Here is a 16,840-nt window from a genome sequence, read left to right on the forward strand (position 1 = left end):
GACGTCCACCCGGCCGGGTGCAGCCGGACGGGGGAACCGCCGGGTCAGCGGGTGCGCGGGGGCGCGGTCGACGCGCGCTCGACGAGCTCGGTGGGCAGCCGCACGTGGACGCCGCGCTCGCGGCCGTCGATGAGGTCGACGAGCAGCCGGAGCGCCTCGGCGCCCATCTGCTGCAGCGGCTGGCTGATGGTCGTGAGCGGGGGAGTGGCGAGCGCGGACTCGGGGACGTTGTCGAACCCGATGACGGACAGGTCGTCGGGGACGCGCAGGCCGAGCGAGCGGGCGACCTCGACGACGCGGATCGCCGACAGGTCGTTCGCCGCGAACACGGCGGTGGGCGGCTCGGTCCGCGCGAGCAGCTCGTTCGCGGGCTGGTCGGCGGTCTCCGGGCGGTAGCCACCGACCCGGACGAGGTCCTCGTCGACGCTGACGCCCGCGGCGGCCATCGCGTGCCGGAAGCCGTCCTCGCGGAGCCGGGCGGACTCGAGGTCGGGGCGGCCGCCGAGGAACGCGATGCGGGTGTGGCCGAGCCCGAGCAGGTGCTCGGTGGCGAGGACCGCGCCCGCGAACGAGTCGGCGTCGACGGTCGGCAGGCCGGAGGGGCCGGTGTGCGGGTCGACCGCGACGACGGGGACGCCGGGGTGCGCCTCGACGACCGTCGGGGTGACGATCACGGCGCCGTCGATGAGCGTCCCGGCGAGGCGCGACAGGTAGCGCCGCTCCCACCCGACGCTGCCGCCGGCGCCGCCGCCGGAGTAGGCGAGCAGCTCGTAGCCGGTGGCCCCGACCGCGCCCGACGCGCCCTTGAGCAGCTCCGTGGAGTAGGGCTCGAACTCGGCGACGAGGATGCCGAGGACGTTGGTGCGGTGGCTGCGCAGGGAGCGCGCGCCGAGCGACGCCTCGTACCCGAGCTCCTCGATGACCTCCTGCACGCGGGAGAGCGTCGCGGCGGCGACGCCGTAGCGGCCGTTGACGACCTTGGAGACGGTGGCGACGGAGACGCCGGCGGTTCGGGCGACGTCGGCCATCTTCACGCGAGGTGCGGGGTCCACGTGGGTGATCGTAGAGCATCGATTCGATAACGTTATCGACATCGATTGACATCACCCGTGGCGGGCTGCATATGCTCCTCGCCGTCCCTCCCCTTCAGTGACGACGAGGAGCTTCAACGATGAACCGGACCCGCGTCCTCCGCGGCGTGGCCGTCGCCGCAGGTCTCGCCCTGCTCGGTGCCTGTGGCACCGGTGGCGGCGGCGACGACGACAGCACCAACGCCGACGGCTCGACCGAGATCACCTGGTGGCACAACTCCAACACCGGTGACGGCAAGGAGTACTACGACCAGGTCGCCAAGGACTTCGAGGCGGCCAACCCCGGCGTGACCGTCAAGGTCAGCGCCATGCAGCACGAGGACATGCTCACCAAGCTCGACGCGGCCTTCCAGGCCGGCGACGCTCCCGACATCTACATGGAGCGCGGTGGCGGCGAGCTCGCCGACCACGTCGAGGCGGGCCTGACCAAGGACATCTCCGAGGCCGCGTCCGAGGAGATCGACAAGATCGGCGGCTCCGTCGCCGGCTGGCAGGTCGACGGCAAGACCTACGCCCTCCCGTTCTCGGTCGGCGTCGTCGGCTTCTGGTACAACAAGGCGCTCTTCGAGCAGGCCGGCATCACCGAGGCTCCTGTCACGCAGGAGGACTTCAACACGGCCGTCGACAAGCTCAAGGCCGCGGGCATCGAGCCCGTCTCCGTCGGTGCCGGCGACAAGTGGCCCGCCGCGCACTACTGGTACTACTACGCGCTGCGCGAGTGCTCGCAGGACGTCCTGACCGACGCCGTGACCAGCCTCGACTTCTCCGACGCGTGCTTCCTCAACGCGGGTGCGGACCTCGAGGACCTCATCAAGACCGAGCCGTTCAACGCCGGCTTCCTCTCCACCCCGGCCCAGTCCGGCCCGACCTCTGCCTCCGGCCTGCTGGCGACGGGCAAGGTCGCGATGGAGCTGGCCGGCCACTGGGAGCCCGGCGTCATGCAGGGCCTCACCGAGGACGGCAACGGCCTCGGCGAGAACACCGGCTGGTTCGCGTTCCCCGAGGTCCAGGGTGGCCAGGGCGAGCCGACCGCCGCGCTCGGTGGCGGTGACGCGTGGGCCGTGTCGCAGGACGCGCCCGACGCTGCCGTCGACTTCGTCAAGTACCTGCTGTCCGACGAGGTCCAGAAGGGCTTCGCCGAGCTCGACATGGGTCTGCCGACGAACCCGACCGCCTCGCAGTACGTGTCGGACCCGGCGCTCGCCGGCCTCCTGCAGGTCCGTGACGCGGCCCCGTACGTGCAGCTCTACTTCGACACCGCCTTCGGCGCCTCCGTCGGTGGTGCGATGAACGACGCCATCGCCCTCATGTTCGCCGGGCAGGCGACCCCGCAGGACATCGTCGACGCCACGCAGGCGGCGGCTGACGCGGAGAAGTGATCCACGTGGCAGACGGAGCGACCGCCCGCATGGGCGCCCCCGCCTCCTCTGCGACGTCCCCCGCGGTGACCCCGGTCGCCGGTCGTGCCTCGGCACGGCCGGCGGCCGGGGGGCCCGGAGAGCGTCGCTGGGGTGGCAAGACCCTTCGCCGGAACCTGGAGATCGCGTTCTTCGTGACGCCGGCCCTGGTGCTCTTCCTGGGCTTCGTGGTGTGGCCGATCATCAAGGCCGCCCAGATGTCGGTGTACCGCTGGAAGGGCTTCGGCCCCATGGTCGACTTCGTCGGCCTGAAGAACTACGTCAGCGTGCTCCAGAACGAGGTGTTCACCGACGCGCTGGTGCACAACCTGATCATCGTCGTGGCGTCGATCGCCATCCAGCTCCCGCTGGGCCTCGGCATCGCGCTGCTGCTCAACCGCAAGATGAAGGGCCAGGGCACCCTGCGCACCATCATCTTCGTCCCGTACGTGCTGGCGGAGGTCATCGCCGCCGTCGTGTGGTTCCAGCTCCTGCAGCCGAAGTACGGCGTCATCGACACGATGCTCGCGGCGGTCGGCCTGTCCGGTCCCGCGCAGGGCTTCCTCGGTGACCCGGACGTCGCGCTCTTCACCGTGATCGTCGTGCTGACCTGGAAGTACCTGGGCCTCGCGATCATCCTGTTCCTCGCCGGCCTGCAGGGCGTGCCGGACGAGCTCTACGAGGCGGCGCAGCTCGACGGCGCCGGCTGGTGGGACATCCAGCGCCGCATCACGATCCCGCTGCTGGGTCCGACGCTGCGCACCTGGGCGTTCCTGTCGATGATCGGCTCGCTGCAGCTGTTCGACATGGTGTGGATCCTCACCGGCGGCGGCCCGGCCAACGCCACCACCACCATGGCGACGTTCCTCGTCACCGAGGGCACCAAGCGCCAGAACTACGGCATCGCCGCCGCGGCGTCCGTGATCCTCTTCGTGGTCGCCCTCGTCGCCGCCCTCCTCTACCAGTACTTCATCCTCCGGCGTGACACGCTCGGGGACGCCCCGCGGAAGAAGGCGAAGGCATGAGCGTCGCACCGATGGTCCGGCCGCAGGCCGCCGTCTACCAGCCCGAGGGCAAGCAGCGCGCCGGGACCGGGAACGCCCTGCAGGGCGGCAACCCGCTCGTGTGGGCGATCGCGCTGGTCGTCATCGGCCTCACGCTCGGACCCGTGCTCTACGGCATCCTCGGCGGCTTCCGCACCAACGCGCAGCTCGCCGAGTCCCCGGCCGCGCTGCCCGACCCGTGGGTGTTCAGCAACTACGCCAAGGTGCTGACCAACTCCAGCTTCTGGACCTACGCGTTCAACTCGACGGTCATCGCCGTGCTCACCACCGCGATCGTCGTGGTGTTCGGGATCATGGCCGCGTACCCGCTGGCCCGGTACCAGTTCAAGGGCCGCGAGGCGCTGTTCATGGTGTTCGTCCTCGGTCTGCTGTTCCCGACGACCGTCGCGATCATCCCGCTGTTCATCATGGTCACGCGTGACCTGCAGCTCGGGAACACCTGGTGGGGCGTCGCCCTCCCGCAGGCCGCGTTCGCGCTGCCGGTGACGATCGTCATCCTGCGGCCGTTCCTCATGGCGCTGCCCAAGGAGCTCGAGGAGGCCGCCCTCATCGACGGCGCGTCCCGGCTCGGCGTGTTCTGGCGGATCCTGCTGCCGCTGTCGGCCCCCGGGATGGTCACGGTCGGCGTGCTCGCGTTCGTCGGCTCGTGGAACGCCTACCTGCTGCCGCTGCTGCTGCTGCAGGGCGACATGCGGACCCTGCCGCTGGGTGTCGCGGACTACTCCTCGGAGTACTCGTCCGACACTGCGGGCGTGTTCGCGTTCACCTCGCTGGCCATGATCCCCGCGCTCGTGTTCTTCCTCGCGATGCAGAAGCGGATCGTCAACGGGCTGCAGGGCGCGGTCAAGGGCTGAGGCCCCGCGCGTCGGCGCGCCGGCGGGTCGTGCCCGCCTCCGGAACACAAGCACGTCCAGAAGGAGTGGATCCGTGACGGATCTCCAGGTGTCGCGCCCCGCGGGCGTCGACGAGCGCGTGCAGGACCTGCTCGCGCGCATGACCCTCGAGGAGAAGCTCGCCCAGATCGTCGGCTTCTGGGAGAAGTCCGACGGCGAGGCCGTGGCTCCTCTGCAGGGCGAGTTCACGCGCGAGCAGACCCTCGACGACGCGTCTCGGCACGGGCTCGGGCACCTCACCCGCGTCTACGGCACGCGGCCGGTCGACCCTGCGGCGCGGGCGCGGTGGCTCTGGTCGTTCCAGCGCCGCCTCGTCCGTGAGACGCGGCTCGGCATCCCGGCGCTCGTGCACGAGGAGTGCCTCACCGGGCTCTCCGCGTGGCGGGCAGCGACGTTCCCGACGCCGCTCGCGTGGGGCGCGTCGTTCGACCCCGAGCTCGTGACCCGCATGGGTGAGGTCATCGGCGCGTCGATGCGCCAGCTCGGCGTGCACCAGGGCCTCGCCCCGGTGCTCGACGTCATCCGGGACCCGCGCTGGGGCCGGGTCGACGAGTGCATCTCCGAGGACCCGTACCTCGTCGGCACGCTCGGCACGTCGTACGTCCGGGGCCTGCAGTCGACGGGCGTGCACGCCACGCTCAAGCACTTCGTCGGCTACTCGGCGTCGCAGTCGGGCCGCAACTTCGGACCCGTGCACGCGGGTCCGCGGGAGATCGCGGACGTGCTGCTGCCCCCGTTCGAGATGGCGATCCGCGACGGCGGCGTGCGTTCGGTCATGAGCGCGTACGTCGAGATCGACGGCGTGCCGGTCGCGGCCGACCCGACGATCCTCACGGACCTGCTGCGCGGGACGTACGGCTTCGACGGCACGGTCGTCGCCGACTACTTCGGCGTCGCGTTCCTGCACCTGCTGCACGACGTCGCGCCGGACCTGGGCGACGCCGCGGGTCAGGCGCTCGCCGCGGGCGTCGACATCGAGCTCCCGACGGGCGACGCGTACCTCGAGCCGCTCGCGACCGCGATCCGCGCGGGCAAGGTCGACGAGGAGCTCGTCGACCGCGCGGTGGCGCGGGCGCTCCGGCAGAAGGCCGAGCTCGGCCTGCTCGACGCGACGTTCGACGACGAGCCCCCGACCGACATCGAGCTCGACAGCGACGAGCACCGCCGGATCGCCGCGCGGCTCGCGGAGGAGTCGGTCGTCCTGCTGACGAACGACGGCACCCTGCCCCTGCGGCCGGGCCTGCGCGTCGCGGTGATCGGCCCGAACGCGGACCGGCCCGAGGCGATGTTCGGCTGCTACTCGTTCGTCAACCACGTCCTGCCGCACCACCCCGAGGTGGGCGTCGGCATCGACGTGCCGACGCTGCGCCAGGCGCTCGCCGCCGAGCTCACGGGCTCGACGGTCGTGGCGGCGCGCGGGTGCGCGGTCGACGACGACGACCGCAGCGGGTTCGCCGACGCGGTGCGCGTCGCGACCGAGTCGGACGTCGCGGTGCTGGTCGTGGGCGACCACGCGGGGCTGTTCGGCCGTGGCACGGTCGGCGAGGGCTGCGACCGCGACGACCTCGAGCTGCCGGGTGTGCAGCGCGAGCTCGTCGAGGCCGTCCTGGAGACGGGCACGCCCGTCGTCCTCGTGATGCTCACGGGCCGTCCGTACGCGGTCGGCTGGGCCGTCGAGCGCTGCGCCGCCGTGGTGCAGTCGTTCTTCCCGGGTGAGGAGGGCGGTCCCGCGCTGGCCGGCATCCTGTCGGGTCGCGTCAACCCGTCGGGCCGGCTGCCGGTCAGCCTGCCGCGGTCCGCGGGCGCGCAGCCGTTCACGTACCTGCACCCGACGCTGGGCGGCGACGGCGACGTCACCAACCTGTCGACCAAGCCGGTCCTGCCGTTCGGGCACGGCCTGTCGTACACGACGTTCACGCACTCCGACCTCACGGTCGAGCCCACGGCGACGACGGGCGGCCCGCTCGTCGTGACCGTCCGCGTGACGAACACGGGCGAGCGGGGCGGCGACGACGTCGTCCAGCTCTACGGGCGGGACGTCGTCGCGAGCGTGACGCGTCCGGTCGCGCAGCTGCTCGGGTACCAGCGCGTGCACCTCGAGCGGGGCCAGACGGCCGTCGTCGAGCTGGTCGTGCCCGCCGCACGGCTCGCGTTCACCGACCGGACGGGGGAGCGCGTCGTCGAGCCGGGCGACCTCGACCTGTGGGTCGGACCGTCGTGCGCCGAGCGCGAGACGCAGGCGCGCGTGACGCTCACGGGCGGCGTGCACCGGCTCACGCCCGCGGACGGCCGCTGGACGGCGACCGTCGTCCGCTGACCCGTTCCCGCGGCGGAGGGTCGGGGCTCGCTGCTGGTGAGCCCCGGCCCTCCGTCGTCCGTGGACCACGGTGCGGACGTCGAGCGGCCCGTGGCCTGCGGCGGCGTACTGTGACCGGGCGCTGCCGACGGGCAGCCGTCCGCCCGCCTTGCCGTCCGACATGCCCCGCTTGCCGCACCGACGAGGTCCCCTCGAAGGAGAACTGCCGCGATGAGCCGTCCTCTGCGCTCTCGTACCTCGACCCACGGCCGCAACATGGCCGGTGCCCGCGCGCTGTGGCGCGCGACGGGCATGACGTCGGAGGACTTCGGCAAGCCGATCGTCGCGATCGCCAACTCGTACACGCAGTTCGTCCCCGGGCACGTGCACCTCAAGGACATGGGCGACCTGGTCGCGTCGGCCGTCCGCGAGGCCGGCGGCGTCGCGAAGGAGTTCAACACCATCGCGGTCGACGACGGCATCGCGATGGGCCACGGCGGCATGCTCTACTCGCTCCCGAGCCGCGACCTCATCGCCGACTCGGTCGAGTACATGGTCAACGCGCACTGCGCGGACGCGCTCGTGTGCATCTCGAACTGCGACAAGATCACGCCCGGCATGCTCAACGCGGCGCTCCGGCTGAACATCCCGGTGATCTTCGTGTCGGGCGGGCCGATGGAGGCCGGCAAGGCGGTCGTCGCCGACGGCGTCGCGAAGACGCACCTCAACCTCATCAACGCGATCAACTACTCCGCGGACGACAACGTCTCCGACGAGGCGCTCGGCCGCGTCGAGGAGAACGCGTGCCCGACGTGCGGCTCGTGCTCGGGCATGTTCACGGCCAACTCGATGAACTGCCTCACCGAGGCGCTCGGCCTGTCGCTCCCGGGCAACGGCTCGACGCTCGCCACGCACTCCGCGCGCCGCGAGCTGTTCCTCGAGGCCGGCCGGACGATCGTCGACCTGGCCCGCCGCTACTACGACGACGAGGACGACAGCGTCGCGCCGCGCTCGATCGCCAACCGCGCCGCGTTCGCCAACGCGATGGCGCTCGACGTCGCGATGGGCGGCTCGACCAACACCGTCCTGCACGTGCTCGCCGCCGCGCAGGAGGCCGAGCTCGACTTCACGCTCGCGGACATCGACGCGATCAGCCGCCGCGTGCCGTGCCTGTCGAAGGTCGCGCCGAACCACCCCGACTTCCACATGGAGGACGTGCACCGCGCGGGCGGCATCCCCGCGCTGCTCGGCGAGCTCGACCGCGCAGGCCTGCTCGACCACGACGTCACGTCGGTGCACACGCCGACGCTCCGCGCGTGGCTCGACGACTGGGACATCCGCGGCGGCAAGGCGACGGAGCGGGCGCTCGCGCTCTTCCGCGCGGCCCCCGGTGGCGTCCGGACGACGCAGGCCTTCTCGACGTCGAACGTCTGGGAGTCGCTCGACACCGACGCCGTGAACGGCTGCATCCGCGACGTCGCGCACGCGTACACCGTCGAGGGTGGCCTGGCCGTGCTGCGCGGCAACCTCGCCGAGGACGGCGCGATCATCAAGACCGCGGGCATCGACCCCGAGCTGTTCCACTTCGTCGGCACCGCGCTCGTGTGCGAGTCGCAGGACGAGGCCGTCGACAAGATCCTCCGCAAGGAGGTCCAGCCGGGCCACGTCGTCGTCGTGCGGTACGAGGGCCCGTCGGGCGGTCCCGGCATGCAGGAGATGCTCTACCCGACGTCGTTCATCAAGGGCCGGGGGCTCGGCAAGGTGTGCGCGCTCATCACCGACGGCCGGTTCTCCGGCGGCTCGTCGGGCATCTCCGTGGGGCACGTCTCCCCGGAGGCGTCGGCCGGCGGCGCGATCGGCCTGATCGAGGACGGCGACGAGATCGAGATCGACGTCGAGACGCGGCTCATCCGCATCAACGTCCCCGACGAGGTCCTCGCCGACCGGCGCGCCAAGATGGAGGCGTCGGAGAACCCGTGGCAGCCGGTGAACCGTGACCGGTACGTGTCGCCGGCGCTCCAGGCGTACGCCGCGATGGCGACGTCGGCCGACCGTGGTGCCGTCCGCGACGTGAGCCGCATCCGTCGCGCCTGACCCCGACGCCCGGCCACGAGCACCCCTCGGGTCCCGTCACACCGGGCGACGGCTGTCCTGCGCCGGGCGGGGGCGGGGGACGGTCGCGACGCGCGGGGGCCGCTCCAGGAGCGGCCCGATGTCCTCGCGCGGGGCCGGGCGGCCGAACAGGTAGCCCTGGCCCTCGGGGCAGCCGAGCGCCCGCAGCGCGTCGGCCTCGTCGTCGGTCTCGATCTGCTCGGCGACCGCGGGCAGGTCGAGGCTCCGGCACAGGTCGACGATCGCGCTCGCGAGCGCGCGCCGGCGACGCCCTTCCTCGCCAGGCTCGGCCGCGAAGCGCGTGAAGGCGCCGTCGATCTTGACGATGTCGACGGGCAGGCGCTGGAGGTAGGCGAGCGACGAGTAGCCGGTCCCGAAGTCGTCGATCGCGACCCGCACGCCGTGCTCGCGCAGCCGCGCGAGGTGCGACTCGACGAGCGTCGCCTCGGGCTCCTCGGCGGCGAGCAGCGCGGTCTCGGTGATCTCGAGGACGAGCGCGCGGCCGGGCAGGCCCGCGTCGTCGAGCGCCCGCAGCACCCGCTCGACGACGTCCGGCTCGCGCAGCTGGCGTGCGGAGACGTTGACGTGCACGCGCACGCCGTGCCGCTCGAACCACGGACGCACGTCGGCGCAGGCCCGGCGCAGCACGTGCTCCCCGATCGGGACGATCAGGCCGGTCTCCTCGGCGACCGGGATGAACCCGTCGGGCATGACGAGACCGTCGGGTGACTGCCAGCGCAGCAGCGCCTCGACCGACTGCACCCGGCCGGTGCCGAGCGACACGACGGGCTGGTAGTGCACGACGAGCTCGTCGCGCTCGACCGCGTGCCGCAGGCCCTCCGCGAGGTGCGAGCGCCGGTCCTGCGCGACACGCAGGCTCGGGTCGAACAGGCGCACCTGGTTCTTGCCGGCGGCCTTCGCGGCGTACAGCGCCAGGTCGGCATCGCGCAGCGTCGCCTGCGGCTCGACGGACGCGTCGACCAGCCGCACGCCCACGCTCGACGTGATGCGGACCGTCCGCCCGTCGACCAGGAACGGCTCGCCGAGCGCGCGCACCACGCGTGTCGCGACGTCGCGTGCGTCGGACTCGTGCGTGTCCTCGAGCACGACCGCGAACTCGTCGCCGCCGAGCCGCGCGAGCGTGTCGTCACCGCCGACGACGCGCCGCAGCCGTCGCGCGACCTGCACGAGGAGGTCGTCGCCCGCGTGGTGGCCGTGGTCGTCGTTGACGGTCTTGAACCCGTCGAGGTCGACCATGAGCACCGCGCGCTCACCGGTCCCGCGGCGGTCGGGCGCGGACAGGCGCTCGGTGAAGCGCGTCCGGTTGCCGAGGCCCGTGAGGGGGTCGTGCTGCGCCTGGTGGCTGAGCAGCTGCTGGAGCGCGTTCTGCTCGTGCAGCGCGTGCGCGAGCTCGGCGGCCTGCCGGTCGAGCGCGATCGCACGTCGCTGCGCGGTGCTCGTGCCGACGACGAGCCGGGCGACGAGGAACGCGGACAGCGCGGTCACGGCCAGCACGGGCACGGCCAGGTCGGACCAGGCCATCGTCACGGTCGACCCGACGCGGAACGTGAGCAGCAGCGCGGCGGGACCGAGGGACGCGATGACGAAGAACACGACACCGCGTGCGAGGGTCAGGCCCCGGCTCGGCTCGGCGTCCGGTGACCCCACGACGCCCGGGTGCAGCGCGGCCGCGCCGAACAGCACGAACCACACGAGCCAGCCGGCGCTCCCGACGCCCTCCGCGAGCGACGTGTCGAGCAGCGAGATGCCGGGGGCGCCGTCGCCGATGAGGGTCAGCGTGTAGAGGACGTCCCCCGTCGTGGACGCCGCGACGCCCGCGCCGAGCAGCAGGTACGCCCGGTTGCGTGCGCCGTAGCGGAACAGCAGGCGGGACGCCATGAGCACCACGGCGAGGCCTGTCCCGAGCGAGGCGATCGCGATGACGTGCCCCGAGTCCTCGAGCGCCTCGTGACCGAGGAAGCTGCGGAAGACGAGCGCCCAGTAGAGCATCGCCGCTCCGACGACCACGACGACCGCGTCCATCGTCGCGCTCTCGTGCCGGGACCGCAGCGAGTTGCGGGGGAGCAGCGTGAACCCGACGGTGAGCAGCGCGTAGGAGGGCATGTACGCGATGTCGAACCACCACGGGATCGCGTCCGCGTCACCTGTCGCGACGTACCAGCCGGTCCACACGAGGTCGGTCGCCGCCCACCACGCCGTGCCCGCGGTGAGCCACCACCACGCGCGCGCGACGGGTCGTGGGTGCCGGTGGACGCCGAGGGCCATCGCGCCGCACGCGAGCACGGGGACGACGTCCCACAGCAGCTCACCCGTCCAGCCGGGGACGACCATGACGGCGGCGGTGAGCGCGAGCCCGACCACGAGGAAGCGTCGCCACGTGACGGCGGCCAGCACGCGCGCGCGGGCCGACGCGACGTCCGACGCGGTCATCGACGCCTCCGGGGTCTCGGTCCTGCGCGCCCGGCGCGCGGGGGTGCGGGGCTGCTGACCGCACGTCGGGAGGACCGGCACGGTCCTTCGTCCGTCGGATCGGCACGAGCGGGACGCGCGTGAGCGTCGCGGGAGGACAGCACCCGCCCGGCGCACGTGGTCTGCGTCACGCGAGCGTCACCGCGGCGAGGCGGATGCCGGGCGGGCGGGCCGTGCCTAGTCTCGGCTCATGACGACGACGCAGGACGGCACGGTCGACATCAAGCCGCGGTCGCGGCAGGTCACGGACGGTCTGGAGGCGACGGCGGCCCGCGGGATGCTGCGGGCGGTCGGCCTGGGTGACGAGGACTTCGCGAAGCCGCAGGTCGGTGTCGCGTCCTCGTGGAACGAGATCACGCCGTGCAACCTGTCGCTGGACCGGCTGGCGAAGGCGGTCAAGGACGGCGTGCACGCGGGCGGCGGGTACCCGCTCGAGTTCGGCACGATCTCGGTGTCCGACGGCATCTCGATGGGGCACGAGGGCATGCACTACTCGCTCGTCAGCCGCGACGTCATCGCGGACTCGGTCGAGACGGTGATGATGGCCGAGCGGCTCGACGGGTCGGTGCTGCTGGCCGGGTGCGACAAGTCGCTCCCGGGGATGCTCATGGCGGCGGCGCGCCTCGACCTGTCGAGCGTCTTCCTCTACGCGGGCTCGATCATGCCGGGCTGGGTCAAGCTGTCCGACGGCACCGAGAAGGACGTCACGATCATCGACGCGTTCGAGGCCGTCGGGGCGTGCGCGCGCGGTCTGATGAGCCGGGAGGACGTCGACCGCATCGAGCGCGCGATCTGCCCGGGCGAAGGCGCGTGCGGCGGCATGTACACGGCGAACACGATGGCGTCGGTCGCGGAGGCGATGGGCATGTCGCTGCCCGGTTCCGCCGCGCCGCCGTCGGCGGACCGTCGGCGCGACCAGTTCGCGCGGCGCTCGGGCGAGGCCGTCGTCGAGCTGCTGCGCCGCGGCATCACAGCGCGCCAGATCATGACGAAGGAGGCGTTCGAGAACGCCATCGCGGTCGTCATGGCGTTCGGCGGCTCGACCAACGCCGTCCTGCACCTGCTCGCGATCGCGCACGAGGCCGAGGTCGACCTCACGCTCGACGACTTCAGCCGGGTCGCGGCGCGCGTGCCGCACCTCGGCGACCTCAAGCCGTTCGGCCGTTACGTCATGAACGACGTCGACCGGATCGGCGGCGTGCCCGTGCTGATGAAGGCGCTGCTCGACGCGGGCCTGCTGCACGGCGACTGCCTCACGGTCACGGGGAAGACGGTCGCAGAGAACCTCGCCGACATCGCGCCGCCCGACCCGGACGGCAAGATCCTGCGCGCGCTCGACGACCCGATCCACCGCACGGGCGGCATCACGATCCTGCACGGCTCACTCGCGCCCGAGGGTGCGGTCGTGAAGTCGGCGGGCTTCGACTCCGACGTCTTCGAGGGCACCGCGCGCGTGTTCGAGCGCGAGCGTGCGGCGCTCGACGCCCTCGAGGACGGCACGATCCAGGCGGGCGACGTCGTCGTCATCCGGTACGAGGGCCCGAAGGGCGGGCCGGGCATGCGCGAGATGCTCGCGATCACCGGGGCCATCAAGGGTGCGGGGCTCGGCAAGGACGTCCTGCTCATCACTGACGGCCGCTTCTCCGGCGGGACGACGGGCCTGTGCGTCGGCCACATCGCGCCCGAGGCGGTCGACGCGGGGCCGATCGCGTTCGTGCGCGACGGCGACCGGATCCGCCTCGACGTCGCGCACGCGACGCTGGACCTGCTGGTCGACGACGCAGAGCTCGCCGCGCGCCGCGCGGGCTGGGCGCCGATCGAGCCGCGCTACACGCGCGGGGTCCTCGGCAAGTACCAGAAGCTCGTCCAGTCCGCGTCCAAGGGCGCGGTCCTGAGCTGACGTCGTCCGGGCTCGCCAGACCAGGAAGGCGCGCGAGTTCGTCAGCACGCGCCGAGCTCGTCACCTCGAGCTGACGAACTCGGCGCCGACCGGCGAACTCGGCGCCGACCGGCGAACTCGGCGCGACCGCGCGTCAGGCGGCCGGTCGAGGGGAGACCGACTCAGTCGCCGGCGATCGCGCGGAGGGCCGCGAGGTGGTCCCGGAGGGCGGTGCGGCCGTCGGGGGTGAGGGCGAGCCACGTGCGCGGGCGCTTGCCGACGTAGCCCTTGCGGACCCTCACGTACCCCGCCTGCTCGAGCACGGTGACGGCCTTGGAGAGCGCGGAGTCGCTGATCTCGACGGCGTCGCGCACCGCGCCGAACTCGGCCTCGTCGGTCGCGGCGAGCGCGGCGACCACGGACAGCCGCACAGGGGAGTGGATGACCTCGTCGAGCCGGGCACGCGCCGGTTCGCCGACCGCGTCGGGGCCGGGCAGCGGCGGTGTCACGCCTGCGCCTCGCGCCACGCCCCGCGCGCCAGGGGGAACGTGGCGAGGACCGCCGCGGCGAGCCACCAGAGCACGGACTCGCGCAACCAGGTGAGCCCGACCACCAGCGCGATCGCGTACACGACGCCCCACGTCGTGACCGCGGCGACCCACCGCAGGCCCATGCCCTGCTTGGTCACGGGAGCACCGCGCAGCCAGGCGAGCGACAGGACGAGCAGGGTCAGGCCGTACGCACCCGCGAGGGTGAGGGCCCCCGTGTCGTCGGGGATCGTGGCGAGCCCCACGAAGAACATGAACGTCGACGCGGCGTGGCCGGTCAGCCACAGGGCGTGCCGGTTCTGGCCGTTCGCGCGCAGGGTGCCGGCCGCGGCGGCGGAGCGGGCGAGGAGTGCGCGGGCCTCGTCGGGCGTGGGCGCGGGGGTCGTCCCGTGTTCCGTCATGCGAGTAGTTTCCATCGTGGAAAGTCGATGCGCAAGGGGGAGTTGTTCCCGCGTGCCGGGGCATTGCGGCCGCTGCTCCCACGACGCGCCGTCCGGCGCCCGCCGTGACACGCTCACGAAGACTCGGGCCGCCGCCAATGGTCCCCGCCCGCCCAGCGGGGGTGGCCGCCGACGCGGGTGGTCTGACGACCGGGAGGAAGGGTCTGGATCGCATGACGTGGACCGTCGAGGACGCCCCGTGGTGGACCCGCGCCGTCGTCTACCAGGTGTACCCGCGCTCGTTCGCCGACTCCGACGGCGACGGCGTGGGGGACCTGCGGGGCGTGCTCGACCACGTCGACCACCTCGCCGCGCTCGGCGTGGACGTCGTCTGGCTGTCGCCCATCTACCCGTCGCCGCAGGACGACAACGGGTACGACATCAGCGACTACCAGGACGTCGACCCGTCGTTCGGCTCGCTCGCCGACCTCGACGCGCTGCTCGCGGCGCTGCACGAGCGCGGCATGCGGCTCGTCATGGACCTCGTCGTCAACCACACGTCCGACGAGCACCCGTGGTTCGTCGAGTCGCGGTCGTCGGCGGACAGCCCCAAGCGCGACTGGTACTGGTGGCGCCCTCCGCGGCACGGCATGGCGCCCGGGCAGCCCGGGGCCGAGCCGACGAACTGGCGGTCGTTCTTCTCGGGACCGGCCTGGGAGCTCGACGAGGCCACCGGCGAGTACTACCTGCACCTGTTCAGCCGCAAGCAGCCCGACCTCAACTGGGAGAACCCCGAGGTCCGGCAGGCCGTCCACGCGATGATGCGCTGGTGGCTCGACCGCGGGGTCGACGGCTTCCGGATGGACGTCATCAACCTCGTCTCGAAGGACCCGGCGCTGCCCGACGGTCCCGTCCGCGACGGGGTGCTCGGTGACGGCAGCGCGGCGTACACGAACGGCCCGCGCATCCACGAGTTCCTCGCCGAGATGCACCGCGAGGTGTTCGCCGGCCGGTCCGACCGGCTGCTGACGGTGGGCGAGATGCCGGGCGTCACCGTCGAGCACGCGCGCCTGTTCACGGACCCGGCGCGCGCCGAGGTCGACATGGTGTTCCAGTTCGAGCACGTCGGCCTCGACCACGGCCCGGGCGGCAAGTTCGACGTGCGGCCGCTGCGGCTGCGCGACCTCAAGGCGTCGTTCGGCCGCTGGCAGGCCGAGCTCGTCGACGTCGGGTGGAACAGCCTCTACTGGAACAACCACGACCAGCCGCGCATCGTCTCCCGGTTCGGCGACGACGGCGCCTACCGGCGCGAGTCCGCGACGATGCTCGGGACCGTGCTCCACCTGCACCGCGGGACGCCGTACGTCTACCAGGGCGAGGAGCTCGGGATGACGAACGCGCGGTTCGACTCGTTCGACGACTACCGCGACATCGAGTCGCTGCGGCACGTCGCGGAGGCCCGCGAGCACGGCCACGCGACCGATGACGAGCTGCTCGACGGGCTCGCCGCGATGAGCCGCGACAACGCGCGCACGCCCATGCAGTGGGACGCGACCGAGCACGCCGGCTTCACCACCGGGACGCCGTGGCTGCCCGTCAACCCGAACCACGTCGAGGTCAACGCCGCCGCCGCGCGCGCCGACGACCGCTCGGTCTTCCACCACTACCGCCGCCTGATCGAGCTGCGGCACACCGACCCCGTCGTCGCGCTCGGCGACTTCACGATGCTGCTGCCCGACCACGAGCACGTCTACGCGTTCACGCGGTCGCTCGAGGGAGACACCCTGCTGGTGCTCGGGAACTTCTCGGGTGACGCGCAGGACGTCACGCTCGACGTCGCTGCCGGCTCGACGCTCGTCCTCGGCAACTACGCCGACGACGCGGTGCCGGACGCCGGCGGACGGGTCCGGCTGCGGCCGTGGGAGGCGCAGGTCCGGCGCGCCGCGCGCTGAGCGGGCGCCGGCCGGCGCGCCGGCGCCCCACGGGCGACGACCAGCGCGACGACGCCGCCGTCGTCAGGACGACTGGACGTCCACCACGACGCGCACCGGGTCCTGCAGCACGAACACCCGGAACGGCCGCCGCTCGCCCGCGACGCCGATCACGGACTGCGTCATGCCCTCGAACGTCAGCGGCCGCGTGACCTCGACGACCGTGCCCTCGCGCGGCCCGACGTCCTGCGCGAACTCGTCGTGCCCGGTGTCGTCGGGGTAGCCGGTGCCGGTGAGCCAGACGTCGAGCACCGCGTCGCCCGCGACGACCACCGGTTCGCCGCTGCCGTCCTGCACGGCCTGGTCGACGTACTCGACGCGGTAGCCCGGGACGCCGACGCCCGCGACCTCGTAGACGACCCGGTCGTACCCGTCGTGCGTGCCGACACGCACGTCGACCACGGTGACGTGCGCGTCCGACGGCTCGGCCGTCGCGGTCGTGGTCGCGGGCGAGAACCCCTCCGACGGCTCGGCCTCCGGGGCCGCGCTCGGCGACGCGGTCGCGGACGGGGTCGGTGTCCCGCTCGGGCTCGGGCTCGCGCTCGCGGTGGGCGTCGGCTCAGGTGTCCCCGCTCCGCCGGTGTCGCACGCGGCCGTCGTCCCCAGCACCAGCGCGACGAGCGCCCCCGCGGACGCCCTCCGGATCCTCGTCATGGCCCCTCCTCGTCGGCGTCCTCCGAGGCTAGGCCCGCGCGCCCC

The 16,840-nt window shown here is 72.7% G+C and carries 12 protein-coding genes; 7 read left to right on the top strand and 5 right to left on the bottom strand.

Annotated elements, in window-relative coordinates:
- Positions 1–44: 44 nt before the first annotated feature.
- Positions 45–1,052, bottom strand: coding sequence for a LacI family DNA-binding transcriptional regulator (locus OMK64_RS05245; RefSeq protein WP_374694060.1), 1,008 nt, complete (start codon positions 1,050–1,052; stop codon positions 45–47).
- Between the two features lie 119 nt (positions 1,053–1,171).
- Here OMK64_RS05245 and OMK64_RS05250 point away from each other — a divergent pair, with 119 nt between their 5' ends.
- The 5 genes from OMK64_RS05250 to ilvD (OMK64_RS05270) all read left to right on the top strand — a co-directional run bounded on the left by OMK64_RS05250 (position 1,172) and on the right by ilvD (OMK64_RS05270) (position 8,835).
- Positions 1,172–2,470 carry an extracellular solute-binding protein gene (locus OMK64_RS05250; protein ID WP_272727027.1) on the top strand — a complete coding sequence of 433 codons (1,299 nt, stop codon included), beginning with the start codon at positions 1,172–1,174 and terminating at the stop codon, positions 2,468–2,470.
- A 29-nt stretch (positions 2,471–2,499) separates the two neighbouring features.
- Complete coding sequence (locus tag OMK64_RS05255) at positions 2,500–3,513, top strand: carbohydrate ABC transporter permease (protein WP_272727097.1); 1,014 nt, start codon at positions 2,500–2,502, stop codon at positions 3,511–3,513.
- Positions 3,510–4,406, top strand: coding sequence for a carbohydrate ABC transporter permease (locus tag OMK64_RS05260; protein WP_272727028.1), 897 nt, complete (start codon positions 3,510–3,512; stop codon positions 4,404–4,406). Before OMK64_RS05255 ends, OMK64_RS05260 begins: the two co-directional genes overlap by 4 nt.
- Before the next feature lie 73 nt (positions 4,407–4,479).
- Positions 4,480–6,762: a beta-xylosidase/alpha-l-arabinosidase gene (locus tag OMK64_RS05265; RefSeq protein ID WP_445292846.1), complete on the top strand. Its 2,283-nt coding sequence runs from the start codon at positions 4,480–4,482 to the stop codon at positions 6,760–6,762.
- 210 nt (positions 6,763–6,972) lie between these two features.
- On the top strand, positions 6,973–8,835 hold the full coding sequence (gene ilvD, locus OMK64_RS05270; RefSeq protein ID WP_272727029.1) for a dihydroxy-acid dehydratase: 1,863 nt from the start codon (positions 6,973–6,975) through the stop codon (positions 8,833–8,835).
- A 36-nt stretch (positions 8,836–8,871) separates the two neighbouring features.
- Here the strand turns inward: ilvD (OMK64_RS05270) and OMK64_RS05275 are convergent, their stop codons facing one another.
- A complete protein-coding gene (locus tag OMK64_RS05275; protein WP_272727030.1) occupies positions 8,872–11,304 on the bottom strand; it encodes a putative bifunctional diguanylate cyclase/phosphodiesterase in 2,433 nt (810 codons plus the stop codon).
- A 229-nt stretch (positions 11,305–11,533) separates the two neighbouring features.
- Here OMK64_RS05275 and ilvD (OMK64_RS05280) point away from each other — a divergent pair, with 229 nt between their 5' ends.
- Positions 11,534–13,243 carry a dihydroxy-acid dehydratase gene (gene ilvD, locus OMK64_RS05280; RefSeq protein ID WP_272727031.1) on the top strand — a complete coding sequence of 570 codons (1,710 nt, stop codon included), beginning with the start codon at positions 11,534–11,536 and terminating at the stop codon, positions 13,241–13,243.
- A gap of 161 nt (positions 13,244–13,404) precedes the next feature.
- Here ilvD (OMK64_RS05280) and OMK64_RS05285 read toward each other — a convergent pair whose 3' ends face one another.
- Positions 13,405–13,731, bottom strand: coding sequence for a winged helix-turn-helix domain-containing protein (locus OMK64_RS05285; RefSeq protein WP_272727032.1), 327 nt, complete (start codon positions 13,729–13,731; stop codon positions 13,405–13,407).
- Complete coding sequence (locus OMK64_RS05290; protein WP_272727033.1) at positions 13,728–14,171, bottom strand: hypothetical protein; 444 nt, start codon at positions 14,169–14,171, stop codon at positions 13,728–13,730. Before OMK64_RS05290 ends, OMK64_RS05285 begins: the two co-directional genes overlap by 4 nt.
- A 212-nt stretch (positions 14,172–14,383) precedes the next feature.
- On the opposite strand from OMK64_RS05290, the gene OMK64_RS05295 reads away from it, so the two are divergent.
- Positions 14,384–16,102, top strand: a complete 1,719-nt coding sequence (locus OMK64_RS05295; RefSeq protein ID WP_272727034.1) for a glycoside hydrolase family 13 protein — start codon at positions 14,384–14,386, stop codon at positions 16,100–16,102.
- 63 nt (positions 16,103–16,165) lie between these two features.
- Here the strand turns inward: OMK64_RS05295 and OMK64_RS05300 are convergent, their stop codons facing one another.
- Positions 16,166–16,795, bottom strand: a complete 630-nt coding sequence (locus tag OMK64_RS05300) for an AMIN-like domain-containing (lipo)protein (protein ID WP_272727035.1) — start codon at positions 16,793–16,795, stop codon at positions 16,166–16,168.
- Between the last annotated feature and the right edge of the window lie 45 nt (positions 16,796–16,840).

This window comes from Cellulomonas fimi (assembly GCF_028527925.1).
Classification (GTDB): Bacteria; Actinomycetota; Actinomycetes; order Actinomycetales; family Cellulomonadaceae; genus Cellulomonas; species Cellulomonas fimi_C.